Genomic DNA, 25,446 nt, shown 5'->3' on the forward strand with positions numbered 1-25,446 from the left:
CCCGAGACCCACCACAGCAGGTCGGAGGACACGAGATGGAAACCGTGAAGGAGACCCTCACCGTTGGCGGTCACCGGACACTCGCTGCCCAGGAGAGCGAACGCATCCCCGAGGACGCAGGCGCAGACCCCGACGAGCGACGCCTGACAGAACGCGGCCGGTTCGTACTCACCCCTGCCACAATGAACATTGCCCAGGCGGCTGCCTACATCGGGATCGCAAAGTCGACGCTCTATACGTGGCGCACGCGACGCCCGGGGTTCGGACCACGCGCGGTGAAGGCGGGCGGCGCACTGCGGTACCGCCGTTCCGATCTCGATGCATGGATCGAGGCCCACGCTGAGACGCTGGACCTCCAGGCCGAAACGGACATCGACGATGACGGTCGACGCTCGGGGGGCGACCAGCAAGCAAGGTCCCGCACACTAGGTTCCATGTCACGACGCTCCCGTCCGCGGCATCCCTAGCAGCTCAGAGGTCAAGAAGGAACGCACATGGCTCGCCCCCCGCTCCCCATCGGAACATTCGGGAGCATCACAACGAGAGAGGTACGCCCTGGCGTGTACCGCGCGCGAACCCGCTTCCGAGACTTCGACGGCGTCACGCGCGAGATCAAGGGGACCGGTCGAAGCGCCGCCGCCGCAGTACGAGAACTCAAGACCAAGATCGCCGACCGAAGCGCCCCGTCCGGCGACCTCATCGGCCCCGACATGCGAATCAGCCAGGTGGCTGACATCTGGCTCTCGCTGTATCGCGCCGAGCAGCGCTCCGAAGCAACTACCGCAAACGAATACCAACGCATCATCGAGAACGTCATCAATCCAGCCATCGGCAACATCCGCCTGCGGGAGGCAACAGCTGGGCGCCTGGAACGGCTAATCAGGTCGCAGGACTCCCACAGCCGCCGCAAGAAGACCAAGACGGTGCTCAAGATGATGTTCGACGCCGCGGTCATCGACGACGCACTCCCAGCCAACCCGGTCTCCTCCACATCACGGCTTCGAGGCCAGAAGAAGGACGTCCAAGCGCTCTCGGTGGAGGACCTCAACGCCGTCCGATCTGCCGTGGACTCCTGGATGACCAAGAAGCGGCCAGGCCCAAAGCCGAACCAGGACATGCCCGACATCATTGACCTGCTACTCGCCACGGGCTGCCGGATCGGAGAAGTACTCGCCATCCGATGGACGGACATCGACTTGAGTGCGACACCACCGACCGTGTCAATCAGCGGGACGATCAAGACGGAGACGGGAAAGGGCACCTACCGCAAGCCCAAGCCGAAGTCCGACGCTTCAAAGCGCACCATCGCCCTGCCGCCGTTCGCAGTCGATGTTCTGATGAGGCGACGTATCGAGCAACGACCGAACCACTACAACGCGGTCTTCGCCACCCGCAACGGCACATGGCACCAAGTCGGCAACATCGAGCGCCGGTGGCGCACGATCCGAGCAGACACAGGCTTCGACTGGGTGACACCACACACCTTCCGCAAGACCGTCGCGACCTTGATCGACCGCCTAGTTGACTCGGACACCGCAGCCCGCGTTCTCGGCCACTCCTCAGACGCGATCACCAAAGAGTTCTACATCGAGAAGGACAGGACGACACCCGACGTGACGCACATCCTTCAGTCCTTCGCCGGCAAAGCCACGTCGACCAACTCGGACGCCTGACGTCCTCAGGCGGCCGCCTCGAGCGCAGCCCTGACCCCTCACCCCGGGTCACAATGGGCCGCCAAGGCGAAGGTTTTCGGGACATAAACGCGACACAAGGCTATGTGACTCAAGAAACCAAGTGGCCCCCGATCTGCGTTTCCGCAGGTCAGGGGCCACTCTCTTGTAGCGGGGGCAGGATTTGAACCTGCGACCTCTGGGTTATGAGCCCAGCGAGCTACCGAGCTGCTCCACCCCGCGTCGGTGAAACCAACGTTACGGCATGGGGTGGAGCCGTTCCAAATCGGTAGGGCTCGCTCTCGTCACTCCTCGGGCGTCTCCTCGGTGGCCGACTCGTCGGGCGCTTCGCCGGCTGGTCGCTGCTCGGCCAGGTCGAGCGCGTCGGCGAGGGCCTCGCGGGCCACCTCCTGGAGCCGTCCCCAGGCCGCGAAGTCGCCTCTCGCGTAGGCGGCGTCGGCACGGTCGAAGGCGTCCTGGGCCGCCCTCAGGGCGTCGGCGATCTGCTCGTCGAGCGGCTTCTCCTCCTGGCCCGGGTCGTCGCCGTTGCCGTCAGGTCCGCCGCCGGGTCCCTCGTTGTTGCCGTTGTTGCCGCCACCCTGGTCGTTGTTGTCGAGCTCGATCCCCAGCGCGTTGGCCAGGGCCAGCGGGATCGTGCGGCCGATGCCGACGGCAGCGCCGTAGCGCACGATGACGTACTGCAGGATCGGGTAGCTGGAGTCGGCGTTGGTGCGCACGGCGTAGACCGGTTGCACGTAGATCAACCCGTCGTTGACGGGCACCGTCAGCAGGTTGCCGAACACCGGTGGTGTGTTGGCGACGACGAACGGCTGCAGCGTGTCGCGGACCTCCTCGTCCTGCTGCATCTCGTTGGCTGCCTGACCGGGGCCGAGCGCGCCCTCGTCGTTGGTCTCGCGCAGCTCGATCTTGCCGAAGTCCTCGGACGTGGCGTCGGAGTTCACCGAGACGAACGCCGCCAGGTTGCCGCGGCCGCGCGGCACGAAGACCGAGGTCAGCGACCAGTCCGTCGAGGTTCCGTTCTGGGCGAAGAACCGGTAGGGCGGCTGCTTGCTGTTGCCCGACTGCGGGTCGGTCGGGACCTCCCAGCGGTCGTTGCCCTGGTAGAAGTCGCCCGCGTCGGTGACGTGGTAACGGGCTAGCTGATAGCGCTGCACCTTGAACAGGTCCTCGGGGTAGCGCAGGTGCTCCATCAGCGTCTCCGGGATCTCCGACTTCGGCTGGACCGTGTCGGGGAAGGCGCTCATCCACGTGCGGAGGATCGGGTCCTCCTCGTCCCAGGCGTACAGGTTGACGGTGCCGTCGTAGGCGTCGACGGTCGCCTTCACCGCGGACCGCATGTAGTTGATCTCGTCGGTCGGCACCGTCTGCAGCCCGGTGTCGGTCTGCAGCGAGTCGTCGATCATCGACTCGAACGACTCCCGCTCTGCGTTCGGGTAGCGGTCGGTCGTCGTGTAGCCGTCGAGGATCCACTGGATCCGGCCGTCGACGATGGCCGGGTAGGGGTCGCTGTCGACCGTGAGCCACGGCGCGACCTTCTCGACCCGGGTCTGCGGGTCGCGGTTGTAGAGCACCTTGGAGTTGCCGTTGACACGACCGGACAGGATGAAGTTCGGCTCGCCGAACTTGATGGCGTACATCAGCTGGCGGAAGGTGCTGCCGACCTCGACACCACCCTCGCCGTCGTACGTCGTCGCGGTGTCGCCGACCTCGGCCGCTGGGTCGCTCTCGTCGTCCGCCGAGTCCGTCTCCTCGTCGGTCGCGCCGTCCGTGGTCTCGTCGGTGGCCTCGTCGGTCGCGCCGTCCGTGGCCTCCTCGGTGGTCTGGTCGCTCGCCCCGTCGGTCGCGCCGTCGGTCGCGCCGTCGGTCGCGCCGTCGGTCGCGCCGTCCGTCGCGCCGTCCGTCGCGCCGTCCGTGGCGCCGTCGGTCGGCTCCTCCTCGGTCGGGTCGATCTCCTCGGTCGGGACCGGCTCGGCGTCGACCTCGTCGAGGCCGAGCTCGACGTCCTCGGCGTCCTCCGAGGCCTTGCCGACCACGGAGTAGTCGGGGCTCTGCTCGCCGAAGTAGATGCGGTCCTCGAAGTCGAAGTCCTCGGACAGCACGTTGGAGGCGTTCTGGATGCCCTCGGCCCACACCATCCGGCCGTTGGCCTCGTCGGTGGAGACCCGGTTGGCGTAGGCGGCGATGACGCCCTCGCCGTGGGTGTAGACGGTGTGCAGGTTCGACCAGTTGCGGTCGGAGTCGTTGATGCCCTGCTGGTCGAGCTCGCGGACGCCCAGCACCAACGGCGTCTCGACCTTCTGCTTGGTGACCGGGTCCTCGATCGTGTAGCGGTCGACGTCGAGCACCGGCGAGACGCTGTAGTAGAGCCGCGGCTGCTGGCGCTGCTCGAAGGTCTCGAAGACCTGCTTCGGGTCGACCACCGGCACCGCGGCGACCTCCTGGGTGAGGTCGTTCGGGTCGGCGTCCCCCTCGGGCACGGCGGTGACGTTCGTCGGTTCGACGTCGGAGATGTCGTAGGCCGTTCTCGTGGCGTCGATGTTGTGCTGGATGTAGCTCTCTTCCTTGTCCGCCTCGGTCGGCTTGACCTGGAAGTTCTGGACGATCGCCGGCCAGATCATGCCGAGCAGGATCGAGGACAGGACGAGCAGCGCGAGGCCCACCGACGGCAGCTGCCAGGTGCGCCGCCAGATGTTGAGGAAGAACAGCACCGCGCAGATCAGGGCGACACCCATCAGGATGTTGCGCGCGGGGAGCACCGCGTTCTCCCCGGTGTAGTTCATGCCGGTGAAGAGGTTGTGGTCGTCGGTGACCAGGTCGAACCGGTCGAGGTAGTAGTCGACCCCCTTGGCCAGCACGAAGATGCCGAGCAGCACGGACAGCTGGACCTGCGCCGCACCGGACAGCCGGTCGTGCTGCACCTGCAGCCGGATCCCGCCGTACAGGTAGTGCACCACCGCGGTCGCGATGATCGCGACGATCGCGGCGGCCATCACGAAGTCGACGACGTAGTGCCACCACGGCAGGCTGAAGACGTAGAAGCTGATGTCCTTGTCGAAGTACGGGTCCTTCTCGCCGAACGGCTCGGCGTGCCGCCAGAGCAGGTAGCTGCGCCAGTGCCCGATCGCGGAGGTGCCGGCGAAGATGCCGATGACGATCGAGACGCCGGCCAGCAGCCAGGTGCGGATCGGCGTGACGGCGTCGCGGTAGCGGTCGACGCTGCCGTCACCGCCGGGCATCCGGAACAGCGGGCGGAACCGGTAGGCGAAGTACATGTTGACCGCGACCGCCGCGCCCATGAAGACGCCGAAGACGAGGAACAGGCCGATCCGCGTCCACAGCATCGTGCTGAAGACCTGGCCGTAGCCGACCTCGTCGTACCAGAGCCGGTCGGTGTAGATCGACGCGAACGTCGTCAGCAGGAAGAAGCCCACCACCAGCACCACACCGGTGATGACCAGCGCGCGGGCGCGGCTCCCCGGCCTCCGGGTGTCGACGTCTCCGGGCTCGTCGTCGAACAGGTCGCTCACGATTCATCCTCTGGTTGTGCGTCGGCGGGTCCGCCCGGCTGTACCTCGTCCAACGGTTGCACGGGCTCGTCTGGTTCCTCGGACTCGTCCTCGAGTGTGGCGTGCAGCAGCGAGAGCAGGCTCGGCACCAGGTCCGGCCCGCCCATCACCGATGCGTCGTCGTCGTGGGCTCGCAGCCGGACGGCGCAGTACGACGCACCGTGGCGGGTCACGCCCGCGACGATCCGGACCTCCTGGCGGTCCGGGTGCTCGCGGGCGAACTCGGCCGCGGCGGCCGGGTCCTCCGGGACCTGACCGTCGGCCGCTGGCGGCAGCACCAGCCGCTCCACGACGGCCGCGCAGCCGGTGACCGAGTCGGGCCAGCTGATCGTCGGCAGGAACTCCTCGAGCTCCTGGCCGGCCGCGACCTCCTCCTGCTCGATCGGCGTGATCGAGCCGCGCTCCCGCGCGTCGTCGAGGCCGAGCGCCGCGGCCAGCGCGGGCTCGTGCGCGATCAGGTCGGCGGTGTCGACGAGAGCGTAGAGCCGCGCCGGCTGGTCCCAGCCGGTGCTGCTGTGGTGCTTCTCGATCTCCAGCACCGCGGCCGCCAGCGCCGGGTCGATCTCGAGCTCGAAGTCCATGGTCAGCTCCCCGCTCAGCAGCTCGGCAGGTCGGCGTCGCGGTCGTCGGCCCAGGCCTCGAGGGCCTCGAGCGACTCGTGCATGGTGGTCGCCTTGACGAGGGTCAGGTCGGTGTCGAGCCCCTCGACGTCGTCGCAATTGGCCTCCGGCACGAAGAACAGCTCCGCGCCCGCGTCCTCGGCTCCGGCGATCTTCTGCTCGATCCCGCCGATCGGACCGACCGTGCCGTCGTCGAACAGCTCGCCGGTGCCGGCGACGGTCTCGCCGTCGGTGAGCGGCCCGGGCGTGAGGGTGTCGTAGATGGCGAGCGAGAACATCAGCCCGGCGCTGGGCCCGCCGATCTGCGGGTCGACCTGGAGCGTCACGTCGAACGGGAAGTCGTAGCCGATGCCGAGGCTGATGCCGATCCGGGGGGCCTTCACCCCTTCGACCGTGGTCTCGACCGGCTCGATCTCGACCGTCATCTTCTTGCGGTTGCGCTCGATCAACAGCGACACCGGGTCGCCGGGGCCGTGCTGCTCGACTGCGTCGACCACGTCCTGCGAGCCGCGGACCGGCTCGCCGTCGACCTCGAGCAGCTTGTCCCGCACCCGCAGATCGCCGAACGCGGCGCCCTCCTCGTCGACGAACGCGACCTGGATGCCCGTGTCGACCTCGTACCCCAGCTCACGCAGGGCGACCGCGATGGCAGCGTCCTGCGACCCGATCATCGAGACGGCGCCGTCGCGCTCCTCGTCCTCGGCGGTCTGGTTCGGCGGGTGCGCGATGTCGTAGGGGACGACCGCCTCGTCGGGGTCCAGCCAGGCACCGAGCGCCTCGAACAACGACTTCTTCTGGCCGCGCGGTGAGGACTGGACGGTCGTGAACCGGATCTGTCCGTCGTCGCGATACGTCTTGTGACCCGCGACCTGGATGATCTCCGCCTCGTTCGCGTCCTTCGCCAGGATGTCGAAGGTCGGGCCGGGCGTGTAGATCGAGTACGGCAGCGGCGCGAACGCCGCCAGCACGAGGAGCAGGAACGTCAGCGGCGCGGCCACGGAGAACGCGATCCAGCGCTGGGTCATGGCGTTACCTTCTCACCCGGCGCCAAGGCGCCGAGGACCGGATATCAGGATGCGCGACGGCCGTCGTCGGCCACCGGCGCCTCCGCGGGCGCCTCGACCGGTTGCTCCGGAGCGCTCAGCGGCGGCAGCACGGTGGGCCGCAGGCGCGACGGGCGCAGCGCGACGCCCGTGCTCCGGTCCGGCGTACGACGCTCGACGGCGTAGCCCGGGCGCTTCCTGTGCTCGCGCTCCAGGGCCTCGCCCAGCCGGCGGGCGGCGGTCTCACGGTCGACCTCGCCGCGACCCTCGCGGCCCCACCAGGCGACCCACAGCATCGTCACGACCGTGACGACGGCCGCGGGCACGAGCCAGAGCAGGATCTCCACTTCGCGAGGGTACGTCCGCGCGGGCTGCTGCCGGTCACGGCGCGCCGGGCACCAGGGGGCTCCGGCGAGCTCAGGGAGCGCCGACCCACTCCTCGGTGCCGTCGGTGAACAGCTGGTGCTTCCAGATCGGCACCTCGGCCTTGAGGGTGTCGATGAGCGCCCGGCTGGCGTCGAACGAGCTGCCCCGGTGCGCGGCGGTGGTCGCCACCACGACCGCCAGGTCGCCGATCGCCAGGTCGCCGACCCGGTGGACCGCGGCGAGCCCGGTGACGTCGTACTCCTCGGCGACGCGGGCGCACACGTCCCGCAGCCGGTCGAGCGCGGTCGGGTGGGCCGAGTAGGCCAGCCCGGTCACGCCTTTGCCGCTGTCGTGGTCGCGGACCCGCCCGACGAACAGCACCAATCCGCCCGATCCCGCGTCGTCGAGGCTCTTCAGCACCTCGTCGACCGAGAGCGGGGTGTCCTGGATGCCGACCAGCCGCACCACGTCGTCGTTCACAGGGCTCACAGGTCGCAGAGTACTTTGGAAGCATGGCGAACGACCCCGATCCCGGCTCCGAGCCGGAGGAGCCCAACCCGTTCAAGGGCACGCCCTTCGAGCAGCTCTTCGCCGCCGGCGGTCCGCTGGCCGGCATGGGCGGGCTGGGCGCGCTCGGCGGCCTCGGCGGCGCCGGTGGCGCGGGCGGCCCCGGTGGCCTTGGTGGCCTTGGCGGCATGGACTTCAACCAGATCATGAACCAGGTCAAGGCAATGATGGAGCCCCACGACGGGCCGCTGAACTGGAAGGCCGCCACCGACCTGGCCCGCTCGACCGTCGCGCAGCAGGCCGACCCCTCTCCCAGCCAGCGCGACCGCGACCGGGTCGCGGACGCCGTGCAGCTCGCCGACCACTGGCTCGACACGGCCACCGGCTTCTCGTCGGGCGTCACTTCGACCGCGGCCTGGAGCCGCGCGGAGTGGATCGTCGAGACCCTGCCGGTCTGGAAGGTGCTCGTCGAGCCGGTCGCCGCCAAGTCGGTGAGCGGCCTCGGCTCGGCGCTGCCCGAGGGCATGCAGGCCACCGCCGGTCCGCTGCTCGGCATCATCGGTCAGGCCGTGGGCGGCATGCTCGCCTCCCAGGTCGGCCAGGGGCTCGGCGGCCTCGCGGGTGAGGTGCTCACCGCCTCCGACATCGGCGTGCCGCTGGGGGCGCCGGGCAAGGCGGCGCTGGTGATGAGCAACGTCAAGGAGTTCGCCGAGGGCCTCGACGTGACCGAGGACGACGTGCTGCTCTACCTCGCGCTGCGCGAGGCCGCGCACCAGCGACTGTTCGCGCACGTGCCGTGGCTGCGGGAGCACCTGGTGGGGGCGGTCACCGACTACGCGCAGGGCCTCGAGCTCAACGTGCAGCAGATGCAGGAGCGCATCGAGGAGCAGATGCGCAACATCAACCCGATGGACCCCTCCTCGATGCAGGGACTGATGGAGGGCGGCCTGTTCGAGCCCCCGGTCTCCCCGCGTCAGGAGGCCGCGCTCGCGCGGCTCGAGATCGCCCTGGCGCTGGTCGAGGGCTGGGTCGACGAGGTGGTCGGGCAGGCCACCGCGGAGCGGATGCCCGCGGCCGCCAAGCTGCGCGAGGCCGTACGGCGACGCCGCGCCGCGGGTGGCCCGGCCGAGCAGACCTTCGCCGCACTCGTCGGCCTCGAGCTGCGGCCGCGCCGGCTGCGCGACGCCTCCACCCTGTGGGGCGGGCTGCGAGCCCGCTCGGGGGCCGAGGCCCGGGACGGCGTGTGGATGCACCCCGACCTGCTGCCGACGGCCGCGGACCTCGACGACCCGCTGACGTTCCGGGCCGAGGCGACCCAGCCGGAGGAGCTCACCGAGGACGCGTTCGACGAGGAGCTGCGCAAGCTGCTCGACGGCGAGGGCGGCGAGGGCGGCGAGGGCGGCGAGAGCGAGGAGTGACGCTCCACGACGACGCGCTGGCGTCGTTGCGCGGCTGGACCGCGCCCGATGCCGCCCAGGAGGCGCTGCGCGCGCGGTTCGTCGCGCACCTGGAGCGCACCCCGGACGGCATGTGGCGTTCGTCATACCCCGAGCACATCACGGCGGGGGCGCTGGTGATCTCCGCCGACGGCGGCCGGGTGCTGCTCAACCTGCACGGCAAGGCCAAGCGCTGGTTCGCGTTCGGCGGCCACGCCGAGCCGGGGGATGCGACCCTCGCCGACGTGGCCGCCCGGGAGGCACGGGAGGAGTCGGGGATCGGCGACCTGCGGCTGGAGCCGGCACCGGCCCAGCTCGACGTGCACCCGGTGCCCTTCTGCGACCCGCGCGGTGAGGTCCGCCATCTCGACGTCCGCTACGTCGCGGTGGCGCCCCCGGCCGCGCAGGAGATCATCAGCGAGGAGTCGCTCGACGTCCGCTGGTGGCCGGTCGACGGGCTGCCGGAGCTCGAGCCGAGCATGATCGAGCTGGTCGGGATCGCGCGGTCGCTGGTCGGCTGACGGGCGTCTCGATACGTCCTCGCCTGGCGGCTCGGACTACTCGACGACCGAATCGGTCGTCGAGTAGGAGCGAGCGCAGCGAGCCGAATCGGTCGTCGAGTAGGAGCGAGTGCAGCGAGCGACGTATCGAGACGCAGCGAGCCGAACGAGCGCCGGTCGTGGAGGAGGAACGAGCGCACGGTCGTGGGTCGGCTGAGGGGCGTCTCGATACGCCCTCGGGCTACTCGACGACCGACGGCGAGTGCAGCGAGCGACGTATCGAGACGCAGCGAGCCGAACGCCGGCGCCTACTCGACGACCGAGCCGGCGGCCTGCGGCGGGTCCATCTTCGCCGCCTCCGACCAGCCGAGCAGGTAGCCCTTGGCCTTCTCGGTGTGCGGGTAGTGACCGACCCACCCCCAGAACGCCTCGCTGTGGCCGGGCTCGATCAGGTGCGCGAGCTCGTGGACGAGCACGTAGTCGACGACCCAGTCGGGCATCCGCTGCAACCGCTCGCTGAGCCGCACCGTGCGGTCGCCCGGGGTGCACGACCCCCACCGCGCGCGCTGGTTGGCCACCCACTTCACCGAGACCGGCTCGGCGAGGCCGCCGAGGTAGCGGTCGTTGAGCTCGCGGGCACGCCGTAGCAGGTCGTCGTCCGTGCGCGGGCTGCGCTGCTCGCGCCGCTGGAGGCGGGCCACCATCGTGCGCACCCAGTCGCGCTCCTCGGCCTTGGACAGGTTGTCCGGCACCAGCACGACGATCCGGTCGCCCTCGACGTACGCCGACACCGTCCGGCGCCGCCGCCTCGAACGGCGGACCTCGACCTCCGGCGTCGGGTCGCTCATGACTCGACGCTACTCGCCGCCCACTCCAACAGCGCCTCGACAGGCCAGGTGTTGATGATCCGGTCCGGCTCGATGCCGGCCTCCTCCGCGCGCTCGCAGCCGTAGAGCAGGAAGTCGAGCTGGCCCGGCGCATGGGCGTCGCTGTCGATCGAGAACAGGCAGCCGATGTCGCGGGCCAGCTCCAAGAGCTTCATCGGCGGGTCCCGGCGCTCGGGGCGGGAGTTGATCTCGACCGCCACGTCGTGCTCCGCGCAGGCTTCGAAGACGGCGCGGGCGTCGAACTGCGAAGGCGGCCGGGTGCCCCGGTTGCCGGTGACCAGGCGGCCGGTGCAGTGGCCCAGCACGTTCATCCACGGGTTGCGGATCGCGGTCAGCATCCGCTTCGTCATCGGCCCGCTCTCGGCGCGCAGCTTGGAGTGGACACTCGCGACCCGCACCTCGAGCCGGCTCAGCATCTCCTCGGTCTGGTCGAGCGTGCCGTCCTCGTTGATGTCCACCTCGATGCCCTTGAGCAGCCGGAACTCCCCTGGCAGCGCTCCGAGGTGCTCGTTGACGGCGTCGACGACGTCGAGCTGGCGGGTGAGCCGCTCCACGCTCAGGCCGCGGGCGATGGTCAGCCGCGGCGAGTGGTCGGTGAGCACCAGGTAGTCGTGGCCGAGCTCCATCGCGGTCATCGCCATCTCCTCGATGGGCGAGCCGCCGTCGGACCAGTCGGAGTGGGAGTGCAGGTCGCCGCGGAGTGCCTCGCGCAGCTGCTCGCCGCCCGAGGCCGGCAGCGCGCCGTACTGCTCCTCGGCCTCGGCCAGCCGCTCGGGCACCCTGCCGGCGACCGCGTCGCCGATCACCCGCGCCGTGCTCGCGCCGATGCCGGCCAGCTCGGTCAGCGTCCCGGCCTCGGCCCGCGCCGCGACCTCGTCCGCGGGGAGCGGCAGGATCGCGGCCGCGGCCTTGCGGTAGGCCTGCACCTTGTAGGTGTCGGCCCGGCCGCGCTCGAGGAGGAACGCGATCCGCCGCAGCGCGGCGACCGGGCTGCCGTCGTACGGGTCGCCTGCTGCGGTCACCCGGTCACCCTGACAGCCCGGATCGGGCCAGAAAAGTTTTGTCCACAGCCGGTGGAGGAGCGGTGGAGAGCGTCGCCGCTGGTCACCCCGCCGTACGGCGACCGGCCGCGCCGCGATCTCCCCATCTCGTCCACAGCGCTAGCCACCGTTTCCTCCGGCTGTCCACGGTCGTTCCCCATCGTCCACACCCTTGTCCACAGCGTCATCCACAGGCGGTGTCGTCGCCACGTTGACCGCGCTCCCACCCGCTGCTTAGCGTTGCGCGCAGATGGGGCCCCCGGGTCGCAACTGCCGTTCGCAAGGGGAAGGCAAACGGCACGAGCGCCCGAGGGCTCCTTCTGATTTCCACGCTCGGGCGACTCGGGCGAACACGTCATCGCCCGTCGAAGTCCGGCGCGCGCTTCTCCTGGGCCGCTCGGATCCCCTCCTGCAGGTCGGCGGTCGCCAGCGTGATCGGCTGGGCCAGCGCCTCCCACTCGAGGCACGCCTCGAGGCTGGCGTGGCCGCGCTGCAACGCGATCTTGGTGAGCCTGCTCGCGATCGGCGCGGTCGCGGCGATCTCCGCGGCTCCGGCGACTGCCTGCTCGCGGAAGTCCTCGGGCTCCAGCACCCGCGAGACCAGTCCCAGCGCGAGTGCCTCCTCGGCCTCGACGAGCCGGCCGGTCAGCAGCAGGTCGCGGGCAACCGACGGTCCGACCACGTCGGGCAGCAGGTAGGTCGTCGCCATCCCGGGGTGCAGCCCGAGCTTCACGAACGGCACGCCCATCCGCGCTCCGCGAGCGGCGAACCGGAGGTCGCACGCCAACGCCATCGCCAGGCCGGCGCCGATGGCCGGGCCGTTGATCGCGGCGATGGTCGGCACCTCGAGCCGGCGGATCGACAGCCACGCTCGGTAGAAGGGCAGCATCCGCGACCGGAGCCGGTCGACGGTGGCGTCCGGCTCGCTCGCGATCCACGAGGTGTTGCCGCCGGAGGAGAACGCGCTGCCCTCGCCGGTGACCACGACGGCCCGCACCTCGGTGTCGGCGGCGAGCTCGTCGATGGCGCGGACCCATGAGGTGGTCATCTCGTCGCTCATCGCGTTGCGCAGCTCCGGAGCGTCCAGGACGAGCATCGCGACGCCCGGGACCGGCCGTTCGAGCCGGAGGTGCGTCAGACCACTGATTTCAGACATACCGGGCACGCTACTGCTCCCGCAGACCGGCGTGTCGTAGGGTCAGAGAGGTCCACGGCGGTTGCCACGGACCCCGGCGGGCTTCCCCCTGACCTCCCGTCGCGACGACCGAAGTGAAGATTGAGCAAGGAGGCCGTCATGGCGGAGACCTGGAGCGGTGAGTTCTACTGCGTGAAGTGCAAGGCCAAGCGTGAGGCCAGCGGAGAGGTCAAGGTCAACGACAAGGGCACCCGCATGGCCAAGGCGGTTTGCCCCGTGTGCTCCACGAACCTGAACCGGATCCTCGGCAAGGCCTGATCCCCTAGGACTACCCGCAGCGGGCGGCGACCACCTCGGTGGCGCCGCCCGCGCGCATGTCCCCGTGGCGACGCCTGTGGATGGCGGCCGACACCGCGCGCCGGTCCGTGCCAACCTGCGCACATGGCTCTCGAGCTGCGGCTCCGCCCCGGCCTCCCGGTCGTACGACGGGACGCGGCCACGCTCCAGGTCGGTCTGCGACCGCCCCTCGCCGTACGCCTGCCGGACGCGCCGGAGGTGCGCGACCTGCTCAGCGGGCTCCGGGACGGGTCCGCTGCCGCAGACCTGTCCCCCGTCGCCGCCGCCTCGCTCCACCGGCTCGCGGCGGCCGACCTGCTCGTGCCCCTCGGCTCCGACGCGACGCCGGCAGCGCTGGTCGCGGAGGCCCAGTTCGGGGCCGACGGGCCACCACGGGTCGCGAACCGCTCCGCCCACCCGGTCGGCGTCCGCGCCGAACCGCCGTCCGAGGGCCTCGTCGAGGAGCTGCTGGGTCTCGCCGGCCTGGTGGTCGACGACACCCGTCCTGCCGTCTGGCTCGTCGTCACCGCCGGGCCGGTCACCCGGGAGAGCATCGACCCGCTGGTCCGGGCCGGGGCGCCGCACCTGCTCGTGAGCGGCGACGCCGGTGGTCGCCGGGTCGGACCGTTCGTCGAACCGGGCCGCACGGCGTGCCTGCGCTGCGTGGACGCCCACGAGGCGGAGTCCGACCCGCGGCGCCCGTTCCTCGTCGAGCAGGCCGCCCGGGCTGCGGCGCTGGGTGAGCGGATCGACCCGGTCGACCCCGTGCTGGACCGGCTGGCCCTCTCCTGGGCGGTGCGCGACCTGTGCCGCTACCTCGAGGGCGACGAACCGAGCACGTGGTCGGCGACCGTCGACATCGGCCCGACCGACGGGCCGCTGGCGGCGCGCTGGCTGCGGCACCCGCACTGCGGCTGCGCCTGGGACCTGCTGTTCGACCTGCCCTAGCGGCCGTCGGTGGCGGCTACCACCACTCGGAGTCCAGCTTGGACTCCATCGCCCGGAGATGGGTGCGCGAGCACTCCTCGCAGAAGCGCTTGGTCCGGCCGCGCTCGACCGACGTGCTCCAGGTCAGCGGCACCGTGTCGTCGGGCGCGGCGCGGCCGCAGAGGTCGCAGGTCACCGGCACGGCACCCAGGCTAGTCACGAAAAACGACGAAGCGGAGCACGACGGGTTGCGTCGTGCTCCGCTTCGTTCTTCAGTTCACCCGCGATCAGGTGTTCGGAGGAGGTCCTCCGAAAATCCGGCCTCTCAGATCAGAGAGCGCGAGCGAGGGCGAGGCGAGCCTGCTGCGCTGCGCGCTCAGCCTTGCGGCTGACGCGACGGGCGCGGGCCATCTTGGCCTCGCGCAGCTGCTGCGCCTCTCCCAGGCGCGCGGACATATGCGCGCGAGCCAGGTCTTCGTTCATGACGTTCATTTCATTGCTCCAGTTCAAGGTCTGATTCATCGGTGTTGAGGAAGTTGTTTCGGGTCGGAGGTCGAGTGCCGGGTCAGGCCGCGGTGGCGTCCTTGCGGGGCCGGCCACGGGGCCGCTTGCGCGGGATCACCGCTCCTTGCAGGAACAGCTCACCGCCCCAGACACCCCAGGGCTCACGCCGCTCGAGCGCGCCGGTCAGGCACATCTGCTGGACCGGGCAGTCCTTGCACAGCGCCTTGGCGAACTCCACGTCGCTGGGCAGCTCCGCGAACCACAGCTCCGGGTCGTTGACCCGGCACGGCAGCCGGTCGGCGTCCACCTCGGCGACGAGCTCTGCCTCGTCGTGCAGGTTGCTCAGCGTGGGCTCGAGAACACTGGTCGTCATGTTTCACCTCCTCGTTTCTGACCTGATCGCGTTGATTTCTTCGATCCGGGTCTGCGGCGATCGTGGGTTCTCAGATCCCTGAGAAACACGAAGGCCGCGGATCCCGGTTTCGGGTTCCGCGGCCTGGAGGCTGCCGAGCTGAGTCTGGTGAGATCAGATCGGTGGGCTCCAGGTCGAAGAACCCGGGACGGTGCCGGCGCCAAATGCGTCGACGTGTCCCATGCCGGTGGTCGGTGCGGTCACGCGCACGCGCTTGGCCCAAATGGCCGCCTGCTGCACCGCGGCGGAACGCACGTCAGTCCGGACGGAGTACGTCCGGAGATCCGTGGCCGGGGTGGCGCACAGGAGCGCGAGAGCGTCGACAGACGTCGGCGCTGCGATGTTGATTCGCATGTTCTCCACTGTGTCCACCTCCTCAGGTGCGGTAGGGCGCGAGCCTTGCCAGAGCTCTGTGCGCGGGTCGATCAGTACGTGACGGACACGCTAGCGGTCCTTCGATGTAAGGAGCAAACCATTTTATGACTATTTCTGAAATTTGTTCCTGGCTGGCCGGATCTCGACGGCCAGCGAGGCTCAGGAAGCCTCGGTGACGAGCGCGAGCACGTCGTCGGCGTAGCGCTCGATCTTGCTCGGACCGACCCCGTTGATGGCGCGCAGGGCCCGTTCGTCGGAAGGCTTGTGCTCGGCGATCAGCTCGAGGGTGGCGTCGGTGAACACGACGTACGCCGGCACCTCGTCGTCGCGCGCCCGCTCCAGCCGCCATGCCTTGAGGCGCTCGAACAGCCCCTCGTCGTAGCGCACCGGGTGGTCCGCGCACCTCCCCCGCTTCTTCTCGGCCGCGGTGCCGAGCGGCTGGCTGCACTCGCGGCAGCGCGCCACCTTGCTGCGGGCTCGGCCGCCCGCCGTGGCCTGCTCACGCTCCGGCAGCAACGGGCTCAGGAACCGGGACGGCTGTCGACGCGCCGCCTGCCCCGGGTTGCGGGCGGCTGCCCAGGTGACCGTGAGGTCACGACGGGCCCGGGTCATCCCGACGTAGAGCAGCCGGCGCTCCTCCTCGACCGTGTCGTCCCGGTCGGCGTAGGTGATCGGGACGGTGCCGTCCTGGACGCCGGCGCAGAAGACGGCGTCCCACTCCAGGCCCTTGGCGGCGTGGAAGGTGGCCAGGGTGACGCCGTCGGCGGCCGGAGCGTGCTGCTCGGCCGCGCGGCGGTCGAGGTCCTCGACGAACCGGGTCAGCGCGGTCGGGTCGTCCCGGGTGTCGAGCTCGGCGTCGAGCTCCTCGGCCTGGGTCATCAGCGCCTGCCACGACTCCCAGCGGTCGCGGACCTGCCCACGGCTGGTCGGCGCCTCGGGTGACCAGCCCATGCCGCCGAGCACGCCCCGCACCGCCTCGAGCCACGGCATGCCCGACAGCTCGCCGGACCGGGCCGCCCCGCGCAGCCGGACGACGGCCTCGCGGACCTCGGGCCGGTCGAAGAACCGGGCCGCCCCGCGCACGACGTAGGGGATGCCGCGGTCGCTGAGCGCGTCCTCGAAGTGCTCGGACTGGGCGTTGATGCGGAACAGCACCGCGATCTCGCCCGGCGGGGTGCCCTTGCGCTGGAGGGCGGCGACCTGGTCGGCGACGTACGAGGCCTCGACGACCTCGTCGGGGTGCCCGACGTACTTCACCGGGGCGCCCGCCTGCTGCTGCGAGCGCAGCTCGACCCCGGCGCTCGGGCTGCCGGCGAGGAGGGTGTTCGCCGCGGCCACCACCTGCGGTGTCGACCGGTAGTTGCGGACCAGCTCGATCGAGGTGGTGCCGGCGTGGCGCTTCGGGAACTCGCGCAGGTAGGAGGCGTCCGCGCCGGCGAACGAGTAGATCGTCTGCGCCGGGTCGCCCACCACGCAGAGCTCGTCGCGTCCTCCGAGCCACAGGTCGAGCAGCGCCGACTGGAGCGGTGAGACGTCCTGGAACTCGTCGACGACGAACCACTTGTACTGCCGCCGCACCTGGGCGGCCACCCGCTCGTCGGAGGCCAGCACGCCGGCGGTGAAGAGGAGGACGTCCTCCATGTCCATCCGGCCCTGCTCCCGCTTGACGTCCTCGTAGAGCGCGAACACCTTGCCGACCGTGTCGGCGGGCTGGTCGGCGATGCTGCGCCCGTGCCGGCCGGCGACGCGGGCGTAGTCGTCGGGGCCGACGTTGCTGACCTTGGCCCACTCGATCTCCGAGGCCAGGTCGCGGAGCAACGCCTGGTCGGCGCGCAGCCCGAGCCGCCGGGTCGCCGCGGCGAGCATCGCGAGCTTGGACTCGGTGAGGGTCGGCAGCTCGGTGCCGTGGACGTGGGGCCAGAAGTAGCGCAGCTGGCGCAGTGCCGCGCTGTGGAACGTGCGGGCCTGCACGCCCGGCGCGCCGAGCTGGCGCAGCCGCTGCCGCAGCTCTCCTGCCGCCCGGGTCGTGAACGTCACCGCGAGCACCTCGGTCGGTGCGTAGACGCCGGTCGCGACGCCGTAGGCGATCCGGTGGGTGATCGCCCGCGTCTTGCCGGTGCCGGCCCCCGCGAGCACCCGCACCGGGCCGCGCACCGCCTCCGCCACCTGCCGCTGCTCGGGGTCGAGCGCGTTCAACAGGTCCTCGGGCTGTGACCCGTGACTCGTCACGATGGGGAACATCTCCTCGGGGCTTCGGGTTGGCGGGATGTAACCCTAGAACGCGGAGGCGACACATCCCGATGAGCTCGTTCACGATGTACACGACGCCCTGGTGCGGCTACTGCCACCGGCTCAAGAGCCAGCTCGACCGCGAGGGCATCAGCTACGAGGTGGTCGACATCGAGCAGCAGCCCGAGGCCGCCCGGATCGTGGAGTCGGCCAACAACGGCAACCAGACCGTCCCGACGCTGGTCTACCCCGACGGCAGCGCGATGACCAACCCGTCCGTGGCGCAGGTCAAGGCCCACCTGGCCCAGCTGGCCGAGCGTTCCAACTGACGCGAGCCGTCGTACCGGGGAATTTCGTCGCGGCACAGGCGAGATCGCGACGAATTGCCCCGTTGCGTCGGCTACCAGCTGCCGGGCAGCGGGCCGCCGTACCAGTGCTCGATCAGTGAGCGGCTGATCGAGACCCCGCCGGGGAGCACGAGGGTGCCGGCGGCGGTCTCCTCACGCATCTGGTCGCGGGTGAACCAGCGCGCCTCCTCGACGTCGTCGTCGTCGAGCCGGATCTCCTCGGACTCGGCGCGACCGTGGAAGCCGAGCATCAGGCTGCTGGGGAGTGGCCAGGGCTGGTTGCCGAAGTAGGTCACCTCGCCGACGACCACGCCGGTCTCCTCCAGCACCTCACGGCGTACGGCGTCCTCGAGGGTCTCCCCCGGTTCGCAGAAGCCCGCCAGCGTCGAGAACCGACCGGTCGGCCAGACGGCGCCCCGCCCGAGCAGGCACCGCTCGTCGTCGCTCCCCGGCTCCCCCGCCGTGACCAGCATGATCACCGCGGGATCGGTCCGGGGGAACTGCACCTTGCCGCACTGTTCGCAGGCCAGCTCGTGGCCGGCCGCCCGTGAGGTGAGGGTGCCGCCGCAGCGCGGGCAGAAACGGGTCGCCCAGTGCCACTCGGCGAGGCCGAGGGCGTGGAAGACGAGCGGCGCGGTCGCCATCGCCTCCCCCGTCAGGAACGGCAGCAGCCCGCGCAGCGGGAACCACTGGTCCGGCTCCGCCTTGGCGAGCGCCGGGTCGACGACCACGGCCCACCAGGTGGTGCCGTCGCGGTCGCCGAGGAGGATGCGGAGACCGTCGGGAGCCTTCGCGGTCGGCACCCACTCCAGCGCCCCGTCGCGCGGCCGGACCCGGGTGCCCGAGACGACCAGGACCCGGGCGGCGTCGTCGGCCCACCGCTCGTCGAGCCACGCGTCGTCGGTGCGGTGCAGGCCGAGGCGATCGTGCGGGTCGCGGGCGAGAGCGAGGTGCGCGAAGTCCACGATCCCGAGCGTAGGCCGTGGCCCTCGGGCCCGAGGTCAGGGTCCGCCGGGCCTGAGCAGCCGCTCGACCTCGGGGCGGTCGGGTTGGTCGGGCGGCTCGACGAGCTCGCCGGACCGCACGTAGAAGAACCCCGCGCGGACCTGCTCCACCGGCACGCCCCGCAGCTCGGCCCACGCCAGCCGGTAGATCGCGAGCTGGAGCGGGTCGGCGTCCTGGCGGGTGTTGGTCTTCCAGTCCACGACCAGGTAGTGGTCGGGACCCGCGTCGGTGTCGTCGTAGACGGCGTCGATCCGGCCGCGCACGACCTGGCCGGCGAGCACCACGGCGAACGGCGCCTCCACGGCGTGCGGCGGCCGGGTCGCGAACGGCCCGGCCTCGAAGGCCGCGATCACCTCCTTCAGGTCGGCGTCGTCCTCGATGCCGGCGTCGGCCCGCCCGGCGATGTCGTCGGGGTCGAACAGGCCCTGCTGGCCGAACCGCGCCTCGACCCAGGCGTGGAAGCGGGTGCCGAACCGGGCCGAGGGCGACGGCTGTCGCGGCATCGGCCGGGCCAGGTCGGCGGCGAACCCGGCAGGGTCGTCGCGGAGCCGGGCGAGAGCGGTCGCGGACAGCGCCTCCGGCAGGGGTACGACGACCTCCGCGCTGCGGTCGCGCCGGGCCTCGGCGAGCAGCCGCTCGATCTCGGCGTCCCAGTCGGCGAGCCGGGCGGCCTCGACCAGGTCGAGCGGCGGGTCGTCGGCGCTCGGATCGGCCGCGCGCACCCGCGCCGCCGCGTCGACCCGGCGAGCGGTCTCGGCCCCCACGCCCTCGACCGGCCACGGCCGGGACTGGTCGACGGCGGCCATCGGGTTGGGCTCGCCCTTCTCCGGCTTGTCCTGCCACTCCACCGGCTCGCCCCACTCCTCGCACAGCTCGCGGATCAGCTCCTGGAAGCTCGACGGCCCGTAGGCCGTCTTGCGGGTGCCCCACAGGAACGAGGTGACCCACAGCGCGTGCGCGGGGCGGGTGAACGCGACGTACCCCAGCCGCAGCTCCTCCTCCGCCTCGTGCTCGCGGGTCGCCACCCGGTAGGCGTCGAGAGCCGCCTTGTCGTGACCGGTCAGCCGCGGCAGGTCCGGCGCGTCACCGCGCAGCGGCGCCGGCAGCACCGACGGCGAGGACGTCCACAGCGACCGGCCCTGGGTGCTCGGGAACCGCGACTCCCCCACCCCCACGCAGAACACCGTGTGCCACTCCAGGCCCTTGGACCGGTGGACCGTCAGCAGCTTGACCGAGTCGGCCTCCGACGGGGTCGCCACCTCGAGACCGTTGCCGGCCTCGTCCTCGGCGGTCAGCCACGCCACCAGCGCAGGCAGCGTGACGTCGCCGTCCACGGCCTGGAAGTCGGCGACCGCCTTGACGAAGAGGTCGAGGTTCTCGCGACGGGCCGTGGCCGCGCGGCTCACCGAGGAGGCCAGCTCCACGTCGACCCCGGTCACGTCGATGATCCGGCGGACCAGGTCGAGCAGCGGCTCGCCCACCGCCGCGCGCAGCTGGCGCAGCTCGTCGCGCAGCAGCGCGAACCGCTCGCGCGCCTCGGCCGAGTACGGCGCCTCGCCCGGGTCGGCCAGCGCATCGTCGAGGCAGGGGATCTCGGCGGGGTCGATGCCGTCGGCGATCGCCACCAGCTGCTCGTGCACCGACGCGGCGTCGACGCCGCGGCCGGTGCGCCCGACGAGCTCCAGCGCCCGCTCCCCCAGCAGCTTGAGGTCACGGGGGCCGATCGCCCAGCGCGGGCCGGCCAGCAGGGTCAGCAGCGAGGCGTTGTCGGTGACGTCCTGCATCAGCTTGAGAACGGCGACGACGGTGGCCACCTCGGGCAGCCGGACCAGGCCGGACAGGCCGACGATCTCGACCGGCACGTCGGCGCCGGTGAGCGCGTCGAACACCGCCTCGGCGTGGACGTTGTCGCGGCTCAGGACCGCGATCTCCGCCCACGGCGTGCCGCGGTCGTGCAGCGCGCGGACCTCCTCGGCCAGCCACGCCAGCTCCTCGAGGTCGGTGGTGAAGACCCTCACCCCCACCGACCCCGGCTCGGACGAGCCGTGGCGCAGCTCGGCGACCTTGTCGCCGTACCTCTCCATCAGGGGCGCCGCCAGCCGGTTGGCCACGTCGAGGATCCGGGTGTCGGAACGGCGGTTGATCGTCAGCGGCAGCACCGGCACCGGGCCGCTACGGGCCGGGAAGACCTCGGGGAAGTTGACGATGTTGGACACCGACGCGCCCCGCCAGCCGTAGATCGCCTGGTTGGGGTCGCCGACGGCCATCACCGGGTGGCCGCCGCCGAACAGCCGCGCCAGCAGCGTGGCCTGCGCGACCGAGGTGTCCTGGTACTCATCGAGCAGCACCACCTTGAAGCGCTCGCGCTCCAGCCGCCCGACGTCGGGCTGGTCCTTGGCGAGCCGCGCAGCGAGCGCGATCTGGTCGCTGAAGTCCATCAGTCCGAGGTCCCGCTTGAGCCGGCGGTACGACGCCACCAGGCCCATCAGCTCCGCCCGCCGGTCGATCACGTCCATCGGCTTCCGGATCGCGTCGAGGTAGGTCTTGCGCGCCTTGCCGGCGTGCTCGGCGGCGAGCTCGCGCTCGAACGAGCGACGCTCGGTCGCGTCGAAGGCGAGCACCTCGTCGGGACCCACGAGGTGCTCGCTCATCGCTCCGTCGAGGGCAAGCAGGTTCTGGATCACGGTCGGCGGGTGGTCGGAGAGCTTCTCGACCGGGCCGGTGTAGCGGGCGACGGCGCGGGCGCCGAGCTGGTAGCGCGCGGCGTCGGTGATCACGCGGGTGTCCGGCTCGTGACCGATCCGCAGGCCGTGGTCGGTGAGCAGTCCCGCGGCGTAGGCGTTGTAGGTCGCGACCGTCGGCTCGAGCACCTCCTCGTCGTCGGGACCTGCCTTGAGGTCGAGCACGCCGGCCGCGGTCAGCCCGGCCCGGACCCGGCGCCGCAGCTCCGCGGCCGCCTTGGTCGTGAACGTGAGGCCGAGCACCTCCTCCGGCCGCACCTGGCCGGTCGCCACCATGTAGACCACACGCGCGGCCATCAGGGTGGTCTTGCCCGACCCGGCGCCGGCGATGACGACGACCGGCGACAGCGGGGCGGTGATCGCCGCCCACTGCTCCTCGCTCGGCGGGAAGTCGGCCTGCATCAGACGCTGCAGGTCTGCCGGCGTGCGGATCTCCACGACCGCGCCCCGGTCGGTGGGGTGCGTCATCGCTCGACCACCGACCCCGGGCTCTTCACGGGGCAGAGCGGCAGGAACCCGCAGTCGCGGCAGTGGTCGCCGGCGACGGCCGGGAAGCGCTCCTCGCGCAGCAGCCGGGCCGTGGCGGCGATCCGCGCGCGCAGCGCCGTGCGCTCCGGGCCGTCGGGCAGGTGGGGCTCCTGCTCCTGGCAGGTGGCCGGACTCACCGCGGTCCCTGAGCCCGTCGAAGGATCCTCGAGGCCGAGCTGCACCAGCTCGGCGCCGCCCGAGACCAGGCCGGTGCGGCCATCCTCGGGATCGTCGAGGGCGCCGGCGTCGACGGCGTACTGGTAGAGCGCCAGCTGGACGTGCTCCTTGACCTGGGGTCCGCTCGGCTTGGAGCGGTTGGTCTTGAGATCGACGACGACCACCCGGCCGTCGCCGTCGAGCTCGACCCGGTCGGCGTAGCCGTTGATCCGCACCTGCGAGCCGTCATCCATCGTGACGACGGTCGCGAACCGGGCCTCGGTCGCCAGGAGCTCGCGCGGGTTGCGCGCGTGCCACTCCAGGAACCGGGTCAGTGCCGTGCGGACCCGCTTGTGCTCCCGCTCCTTCGACCACGGCGTCCGGAAGTCAAGCCGGTCCCAGACCTGGTCGATCTCCGCCATCAGCACGTCGAGGTCGGGCGGTGCGCTCCCGTCGGCGACCCGCTCGGCCAGCGCGTGGACGAGCTGGCCGAGGTTGGCCGACTGGTGGGACCGTGCGACGCCGCCGGCCTCGCTCTCGAGGAACCAGCGGGCCGGGCACGCGGCGATCGCGTCGAGCACCGTCGCGGAGATCGGGACGGGGGCGTCGAGATCGCGGATCGGCTGCTCGGACCGGCTGGCCGCGCGGGTGCCCCACCAGGAGGCGGGGTCGGCGGCGGGCACCAGCTGCCGCCGGCCGTCGACCTCCGCCGCCAGCCGGGCCAGTCGGCGGGCGGCGGCGTCGCGGAGCGCTTCGGGCTGCTCGGGGTCGGCCACGGTGCGGCGCAGCTCGGCGACGAGGCCGGTCATCGACAGCGGGCGCGGCGGGCGGCCGACCTCGTGGCGGATGTGGTCGGCGTCGGGCACCAGCTCCTCGAGGAACCGCGACGGCTGCTCGCCGTCGTCGTCGGGCGATCGCACGGCGGTGACGAGGAGCCGCTCGCGGGCGCGGGTGCAGGCGACGTAGAACAGCCGCCGCTCCTCGGCCAGCAGCTCGCGCGGCGTGACGGGCGGCTTCACCACCCCGGGGCCGATCCGGTCGGCCTGCAGCAGCGTGGTGCGGCGGCGCAGGTCGGGCCAGCCGCCGTCCTGGACGTGCGCGACGACGACCAGCCGCCACTCCAGGCCCTTGCTCCGGTGGGCGGTCAGCAGCCGGACGGCGCTGCCCCGGAGCCCGCGCTCGGCGAGGGTGTCGGCGGGGATCTCCTGCTGGACCAGGCTCTCGAGGAACGGCGCCACCCCGAGGTGCTCACGGCGGTCGGCGGCCCGGCCGGCGACCTCGAACAGGGCGCAGACGGCGTCGAGGTCGCGGTGCGCGCGCCGGGCTGCCGCGCCGCCGGCGTCGACACCCCGCCGGAGCCGCTGCGGCCAGGACGTGCCGGCCCACAGGTGCCACAGCAGGTCCTCGGCGTCACCACCGGCGTCGAGCTGCTCCCGGGTGGCGGCGAGCAGAGCGGCCAGCGCCCGGGCCCGGTCCGCCTCGTGACCCTCGATGCCGCCGAGGAAGGCGGCGTCGACCACCGCGAGGCGCACCAGCTCCGCGGACGGGCGCGGGGTGTCGGCCTCGGCCTGGGCACGTGCCTTCTCGCGGTTGCGGAGCAGCCGGGCCAGCCGGCGGATGTCGCCGGCGTCGAGACCGCCCAACGGGCCGGTGAGCAGCGCCTCGGCGCGGCCGGGGTCGACGAATGCCACGTCCTCGTGGTCGTCGTTGTCGAGGTTGACGACCGCGCGCAACGCGTCGAGGAGCGGCAGCACGGCCGGATCACGGACGAGCGGGAGCTCGTCGTTGGCCACCTCCACCGGCACCCCGGCGGCGCTGAGCGCGCGGCGCAGCGGCGGGATGCTGGCGCGGCCGGACCGCACCAGGACCGCCATGTCGTGCCAGGCGACGCCGTCCTCGAGATGAGCGCGCCGCAGGACGTCGGCGAGGTGCTCGGCCTCGGCGCGCTCGGTGTCGAAGGTCCGCACGCTGACCCGGTCGTCGGCGCCGCCGCCGACGGCGACCGGCGCCAGGAACGCCTCCCGGGCGGCCGGGTCGATCGCGCCCGGCAGACCGATCCGCCCGGCGATCCGCTGGGCCGCCACCAGCACCCGCGGGCCGAAACGTCTGGTCGTGCGCAGCGCCACGACCGGCGCCGAGGTGCCCTCGGTCGTCGGGAAGGCGCTCGGGAACTCGAGGATCCCCCGCACGTCGGCTCCCCGGAAGCCGTAGATGGACTGGTGCGGGTCGCCGACCACCACCAGGTTGCGGCCGTCGCCGGCGATCGCGCGCAGCAGCGCGACCTGGCCGGGGTCGGTGTCCTGGTACTCGTCAACGAAGACGTGCTGGTACTGCGCGCGCAGCTCGTCGCGGTGCACCTCCGCCTCGATCCGCGCCCGGCGGATCAGGTCGGAGTAGTCGGTGGCCGCCTGGCTGTCGAGGGAGTCGAGGTACTGCTCGAGGAACAGCCCGGCCGCGACGTACTCCTCGATGGCCCCTTCCTCGCCCAGCCGCCGCAGGTCGGCCCCGTCGAGACCCTGCTCGCGGGCCCGGGACAGCACCGCGTGCACCTCGCGTGCGAACCCGCGGGTGCGCAGGGCGCGGCGCAGCCGGTCGGGCCAGACCACCGACTCCGGGTGGTCGGTCAGCAGCTCGCGGAGCACCACGTCCTGCTCCGGGGCCGACAACAGCCGCAACGGCCCCTCGTAGAGGCCACTGGGCGCGAACCGCCGCACCAGCCCGTAGGCGAAGGAGTGGAACGTGGCGCTGAGCTGGGTCGCGGTCGTGCGACCCAGCCGCGCCGTGACCCGGTCGCGCAGCTGCTCGGCGGCCTTGCGGGAGAACGTCAGCGCCAGCACCGAGTCGGGGTCGGCCCCGCGCCGCTCGATGCGGTCGACGATGGCCTCGACCATCGTCGTGGTCTTGCCGGTGCCCGGCCCGGCCAGCACGAGCAGCGGCCCGCCGGCGTGGTCGACGACGCGCTGCTGGTGCTCGTCGAGCTCGGGCGGCGGTGCGGCGGCAGGGGGCGGCGCGAGGTGGTAGCGCACGGTCGAGGGGGCAGCAGTCATGTCACTGCACAGCCAACCACCTGCGCCCGACAGAAACCCGGTCGAGGG

The 25,446-nt window shown here is 71.7% G+C and carries 23 protein-coding genes and 1 tRNA gene; 7 read left to right on the plus strand and 17 right to left on the minus strand.

Going from position 1 to position 25,446, the window contains the following annotated elements:
- Positions 1–35: 35 nt before the first annotated feature.
- Positions 36–467 carry a helix-turn-helix transcriptional regulator gene (locus DJ010_RS01765; RefSeq protein WP_211318611.1) on the plus strand — a complete coding sequence of 144 codons (432 nt, stop codon included), beginning with the start codon at positions 36–38 and terminating at the stop codon, positions 465–467.
- A gap of 93 nt (positions 468–560) precedes the next feature.
- Positions 561–1,673 (plus strand): tyrosine-type recombinase/integrase, encoded by a 1,113-nt coding sequence (locus DJ010_RS01770; RefSeq protein WP_158282898.1) that lies wholly within the window; start codon positions 561–563, stop codon positions 1,671–1,673.
- Positions 1,674–1,839: 166 nt separating this feature from the next.
- Here the strand turns inward: DJ010_RS01770 and DJ010_RS01775 are convergent.
- From DJ010_RS01775 to DJ010_RS01800, 6 genes are all read right to left on the minus strand, one after another.
- Positions 1,840–1,913, minus strand: a tRNA-Met gene (locus DJ010_RS01775).
- A 62-nt stretch (positions 1,914–1,975) separates the two neighbouring features.
- The gene (locus tag DJ010_RS01780; RefSeq protein WP_109691901.1) at positions 1,976–5,218 is read right to left on the minus strand and encodes a UPF0182 family membrane protein; all 3,243 of its coding nucleotides are present in this window, start codon (positions 5,216–5,218) and stop codon (positions 1,976–1,978) included.
- Complete coding sequence (locus DJ010_RS01785) at positions 5,215–5,838, minus strand: PPA1309 family protein (protein WP_245927134.1); 624 nt, start codon at positions 5,836–5,838, stop codon at positions 5,215–5,217. Before DJ010_RS01785 ends, DJ010_RS01780 begins: the two co-directional genes overlap by 4 nt.
- Before the next feature lie 14 nt (positions 5,839–5,852).
- On the minus strand, positions 5,853–6,902 hold the full coding sequence (locus DJ010_RS01790; RefSeq protein ID WP_109691902.1) for a YlbL family protein: 1,050 nt from the start codon (positions 6,900–6,902) through the stop codon (positions 5,853–5,855).
- Positions 6,903–6,946: 44 nt separating this feature from the next.
- Positions 6,947–7,267, minus strand: a complete 321-nt coding sequence (locus DJ010_RS01795) for a hypothetical protein (RefSeq protein WP_109691903.1) — start codon at positions 7,265–7,267, stop codon at positions 6,947–6,949.
- Positions 7,268–7,337: 70 nt separating this feature from the next.
- Complete coding sequence (locus DJ010_RS01800; RefSeq protein WP_211318612.1) at positions 7,338–7,775, minus strand: molybdenum cofactor biosynthesis protein MoaE; 438 nt, start codon at positions 7,773–7,775, stop codon at positions 7,338–7,340.
- Positions 7,776–7,798: 23 nt separating this feature from the next.
- Between DJ010_RS01800 and DJ010_RS01805 the strand changes: the two genes are divergently transcribed.
- Positions 7,799–9,211, plus strand: coding sequence for a zinc-dependent metalloprotease (locus DJ010_RS01805; protein ID WP_109691905.1), 1,413 nt, complete (start codon positions 7,799–7,801; stop codon positions 9,209–9,211).
- Positions 9,208–9,750: an NUDIX hydrolase gene (locus DJ010_RS01810; RefSeq protein WP_109691906.1), complete on the plus strand. Its 543-nt coding sequence runs from the start codon at positions 9,208–9,210 to the stop codon at positions 9,748–9,750. The genes DJ010_RS01805 and DJ010_RS01810 overlap by 4 nt, the downstream gene beginning before the upstream one ends.
- 287 nt (positions 9,751–10,037) lie before the next feature.
- On the opposite strand, the gene DJ010_RS01815 is transcribed toward DJ010_RS01810, so the two are convergent.
- The 3 genes from DJ010_RS01815 to DJ010_RS01825 all read right to left on the minus strand — a co-directional run bounded on the left by DJ010_RS01815 (position 10,038) and on the right by DJ010_RS01825 (position 12,812).
- The gene (locus tag DJ010_RS01815) at positions 10,038–10,577 is read right to left on the minus strand and encodes a M48 metallopeptidase family protein (RefSeq protein WP_109691907.1); all 540 of its coding nucleotides are present in this window, start codon (positions 10,575–10,577) and stop codon (positions 10,038–10,040) included.
- Entirely contained in the window at positions 10,574–11,638 is a 1,065-nt protein-coding gene (locus DJ010_RS01820) for a PHP domain-containing protein (RefSeq protein WP_109691908.1), read from the minus strand. Before DJ010_RS01820 ends, DJ010_RS01815 begins: the two co-directional genes overlap by 4 nt.
- Before the next feature lie 373 nt (positions 11,639–12,011).
- On the minus strand, positions 12,012–12,812 hold the full coding sequence (locus DJ010_RS01825) for an enoyl-CoA hydratase/isomerase family protein (protein ID WP_109691909.1): 801 nt from the start codon (positions 12,810–12,812) through the stop codon (positions 12,012–12,014).
- 138 nt (positions 12,813–12,950) lie between these two features.
- Here DJ010_RS01825 and DJ010_RS22235 point away from each other — a divergent pair, with 138 nt between their 5' ends.
- Positions 12,951–13,109: a DUF5679 domain-containing protein gene (locus DJ010_RS22235; protein ID WP_170124598.1), complete on the plus strand. Its 159-nt coding sequence runs from the start codon at positions 12,951–12,953 to the stop codon at positions 13,107–13,109.
- A 123-nt stretch (positions 13,110–13,232) separates the two neighbouring features.
- Positions 13,233–14,075 (plus strand): serine/threonine-protein kinase, encoded by an 843-nt coding sequence (locus DJ010_RS01830; protein WP_109691910.1) that lies wholly within the window; start codon positions 13,233–13,235, stop codon positions 14,073–14,075.
- 16 nt (positions 14,076–14,091) lie between these two features.
- On the opposite strand, the gene DJ010_RS22240 is transcribed toward DJ010_RS01830, so the two are convergent.
- From DJ010_RS22240 to DJ010_RS01850, 5 genes are all read right to left on the minus strand, one after another.
- Positions 14,092–14,256: a hypothetical protein gene (locus DJ010_RS22240; protein WP_170124599.1), complete on the minus strand. Its 165-nt coding sequence runs from the start codon at positions 14,254–14,256 to the stop codon at positions 14,092–14,094.
- Between the two features lie 128 nt (positions 14,257–14,384).
- On the minus strand, positions 14,385–14,576 hold the full coding sequence (locus DJ010_RS01835; RefSeq protein WP_109691911.1) for a putative WhiB-interacting protein: 192 nt from the start codon (positions 14,574–14,576) through the stop codon (positions 14,385–14,387).
- Positions 14,577–14,619: 43 nt separating this feature from the next.
- The gene (locus tag DJ010_RS01840; protein WP_109691912.1) at positions 14,620–14,931 is read right to left on the minus strand and encodes a WhiB family transcriptional regulator; all 312 of its coding nucleotides are present in this window, start codon (positions 14,929–14,931) and stop codon (positions 14,620–14,622) included.
- Positions 14,932–15,084: 153 nt separating this feature from the next.
- Positions 15,085–15,324, minus strand: a complete 240-nt coding sequence (locus DJ010_RS01845) for a hypothetical protein (protein WP_146207231.1) — start codon at positions 15,322–15,324, stop codon at positions 15,085–15,087.
- 180 nt (positions 15,325–15,504) lie between these two features.
- Positions 15,505–17,574 carry an ATP-dependent helicase gene (locus DJ010_RS01850; RefSeq protein ID WP_342769460.1) on the minus strand — a complete coding sequence of 690 codons (2,070 nt, stop codon included), beginning with the start codon at positions 17,572–17,574 and terminating at the stop codon, positions 15,505–15,507.
- Between the two features lie 71 nt (positions 17,575–17,645).
- Between DJ010_RS01850 and DJ010_RS01855 the strand changes: the two genes are divergently transcribed.
- A complete protein-coding gene (locus DJ010_RS01855; protein ID WP_109691915.1) occupies positions 17,646–17,903 on the plus strand; it encodes a mycoredoxin in 258 nt (85 codons plus the stop codon).
- Positions 17,904–17,974: 71 nt separating this feature from the next.
- Here DJ010_RS01855 and nudC read toward each other — a convergent pair whose 3' ends face one another.
- Genes nudC through DJ010_RS01870 form a run of 3 tightly spaced genes read right to left on the minus strand, consistent with a single transcriptional unit; the run spans position 17,975 to position 25,398 of the window.
- Entirely contained in the window at positions 17,975–18,886 is a 912-nt protein-coding gene (nudC, locus tag DJ010_RS01860) for an NAD(+) diphosphatase (RefSeq protein ID WP_109691916.1), read from the minus strand.
- A 36-nt stretch (positions 18,887–18,922) separates the two neighbouring features.
- The gene (locus DJ010_RS01865) at positions 18,923–22,135 is read right to left on the minus strand and encodes an ATP-dependent helicase (protein ID WP_109691917.1); all 3,213 of its coding nucleotides are present in this window, start codon (positions 22,133–22,135) and stop codon (positions 18,923–18,925) included.
- A complete protein-coding gene (locus DJ010_RS01870) occupies positions 22,132–25,398 on the minus strand; it encodes an ATP-dependent helicase (RefSeq protein WP_109691918.1) in 3,267 nt (1,088 codons plus the stop codon). The genes DJ010_RS01865 and DJ010_RS01870 overlap by 4 nt, the downstream gene beginning before the upstream one ends.
- Positions 25,399–25,446 lie beyond the last annotated feature (48 nt).

The organism is Nocardioides silvaticus, assembly GCF_003160695.1.
In the GTDB taxonomy this organism is placed as follows: Bacteria; Actinomycetota; Actinomycetes; order Propionibacteriales; family Nocardioidaceae; genus Nocardioides; species Nocardioides silvaticus.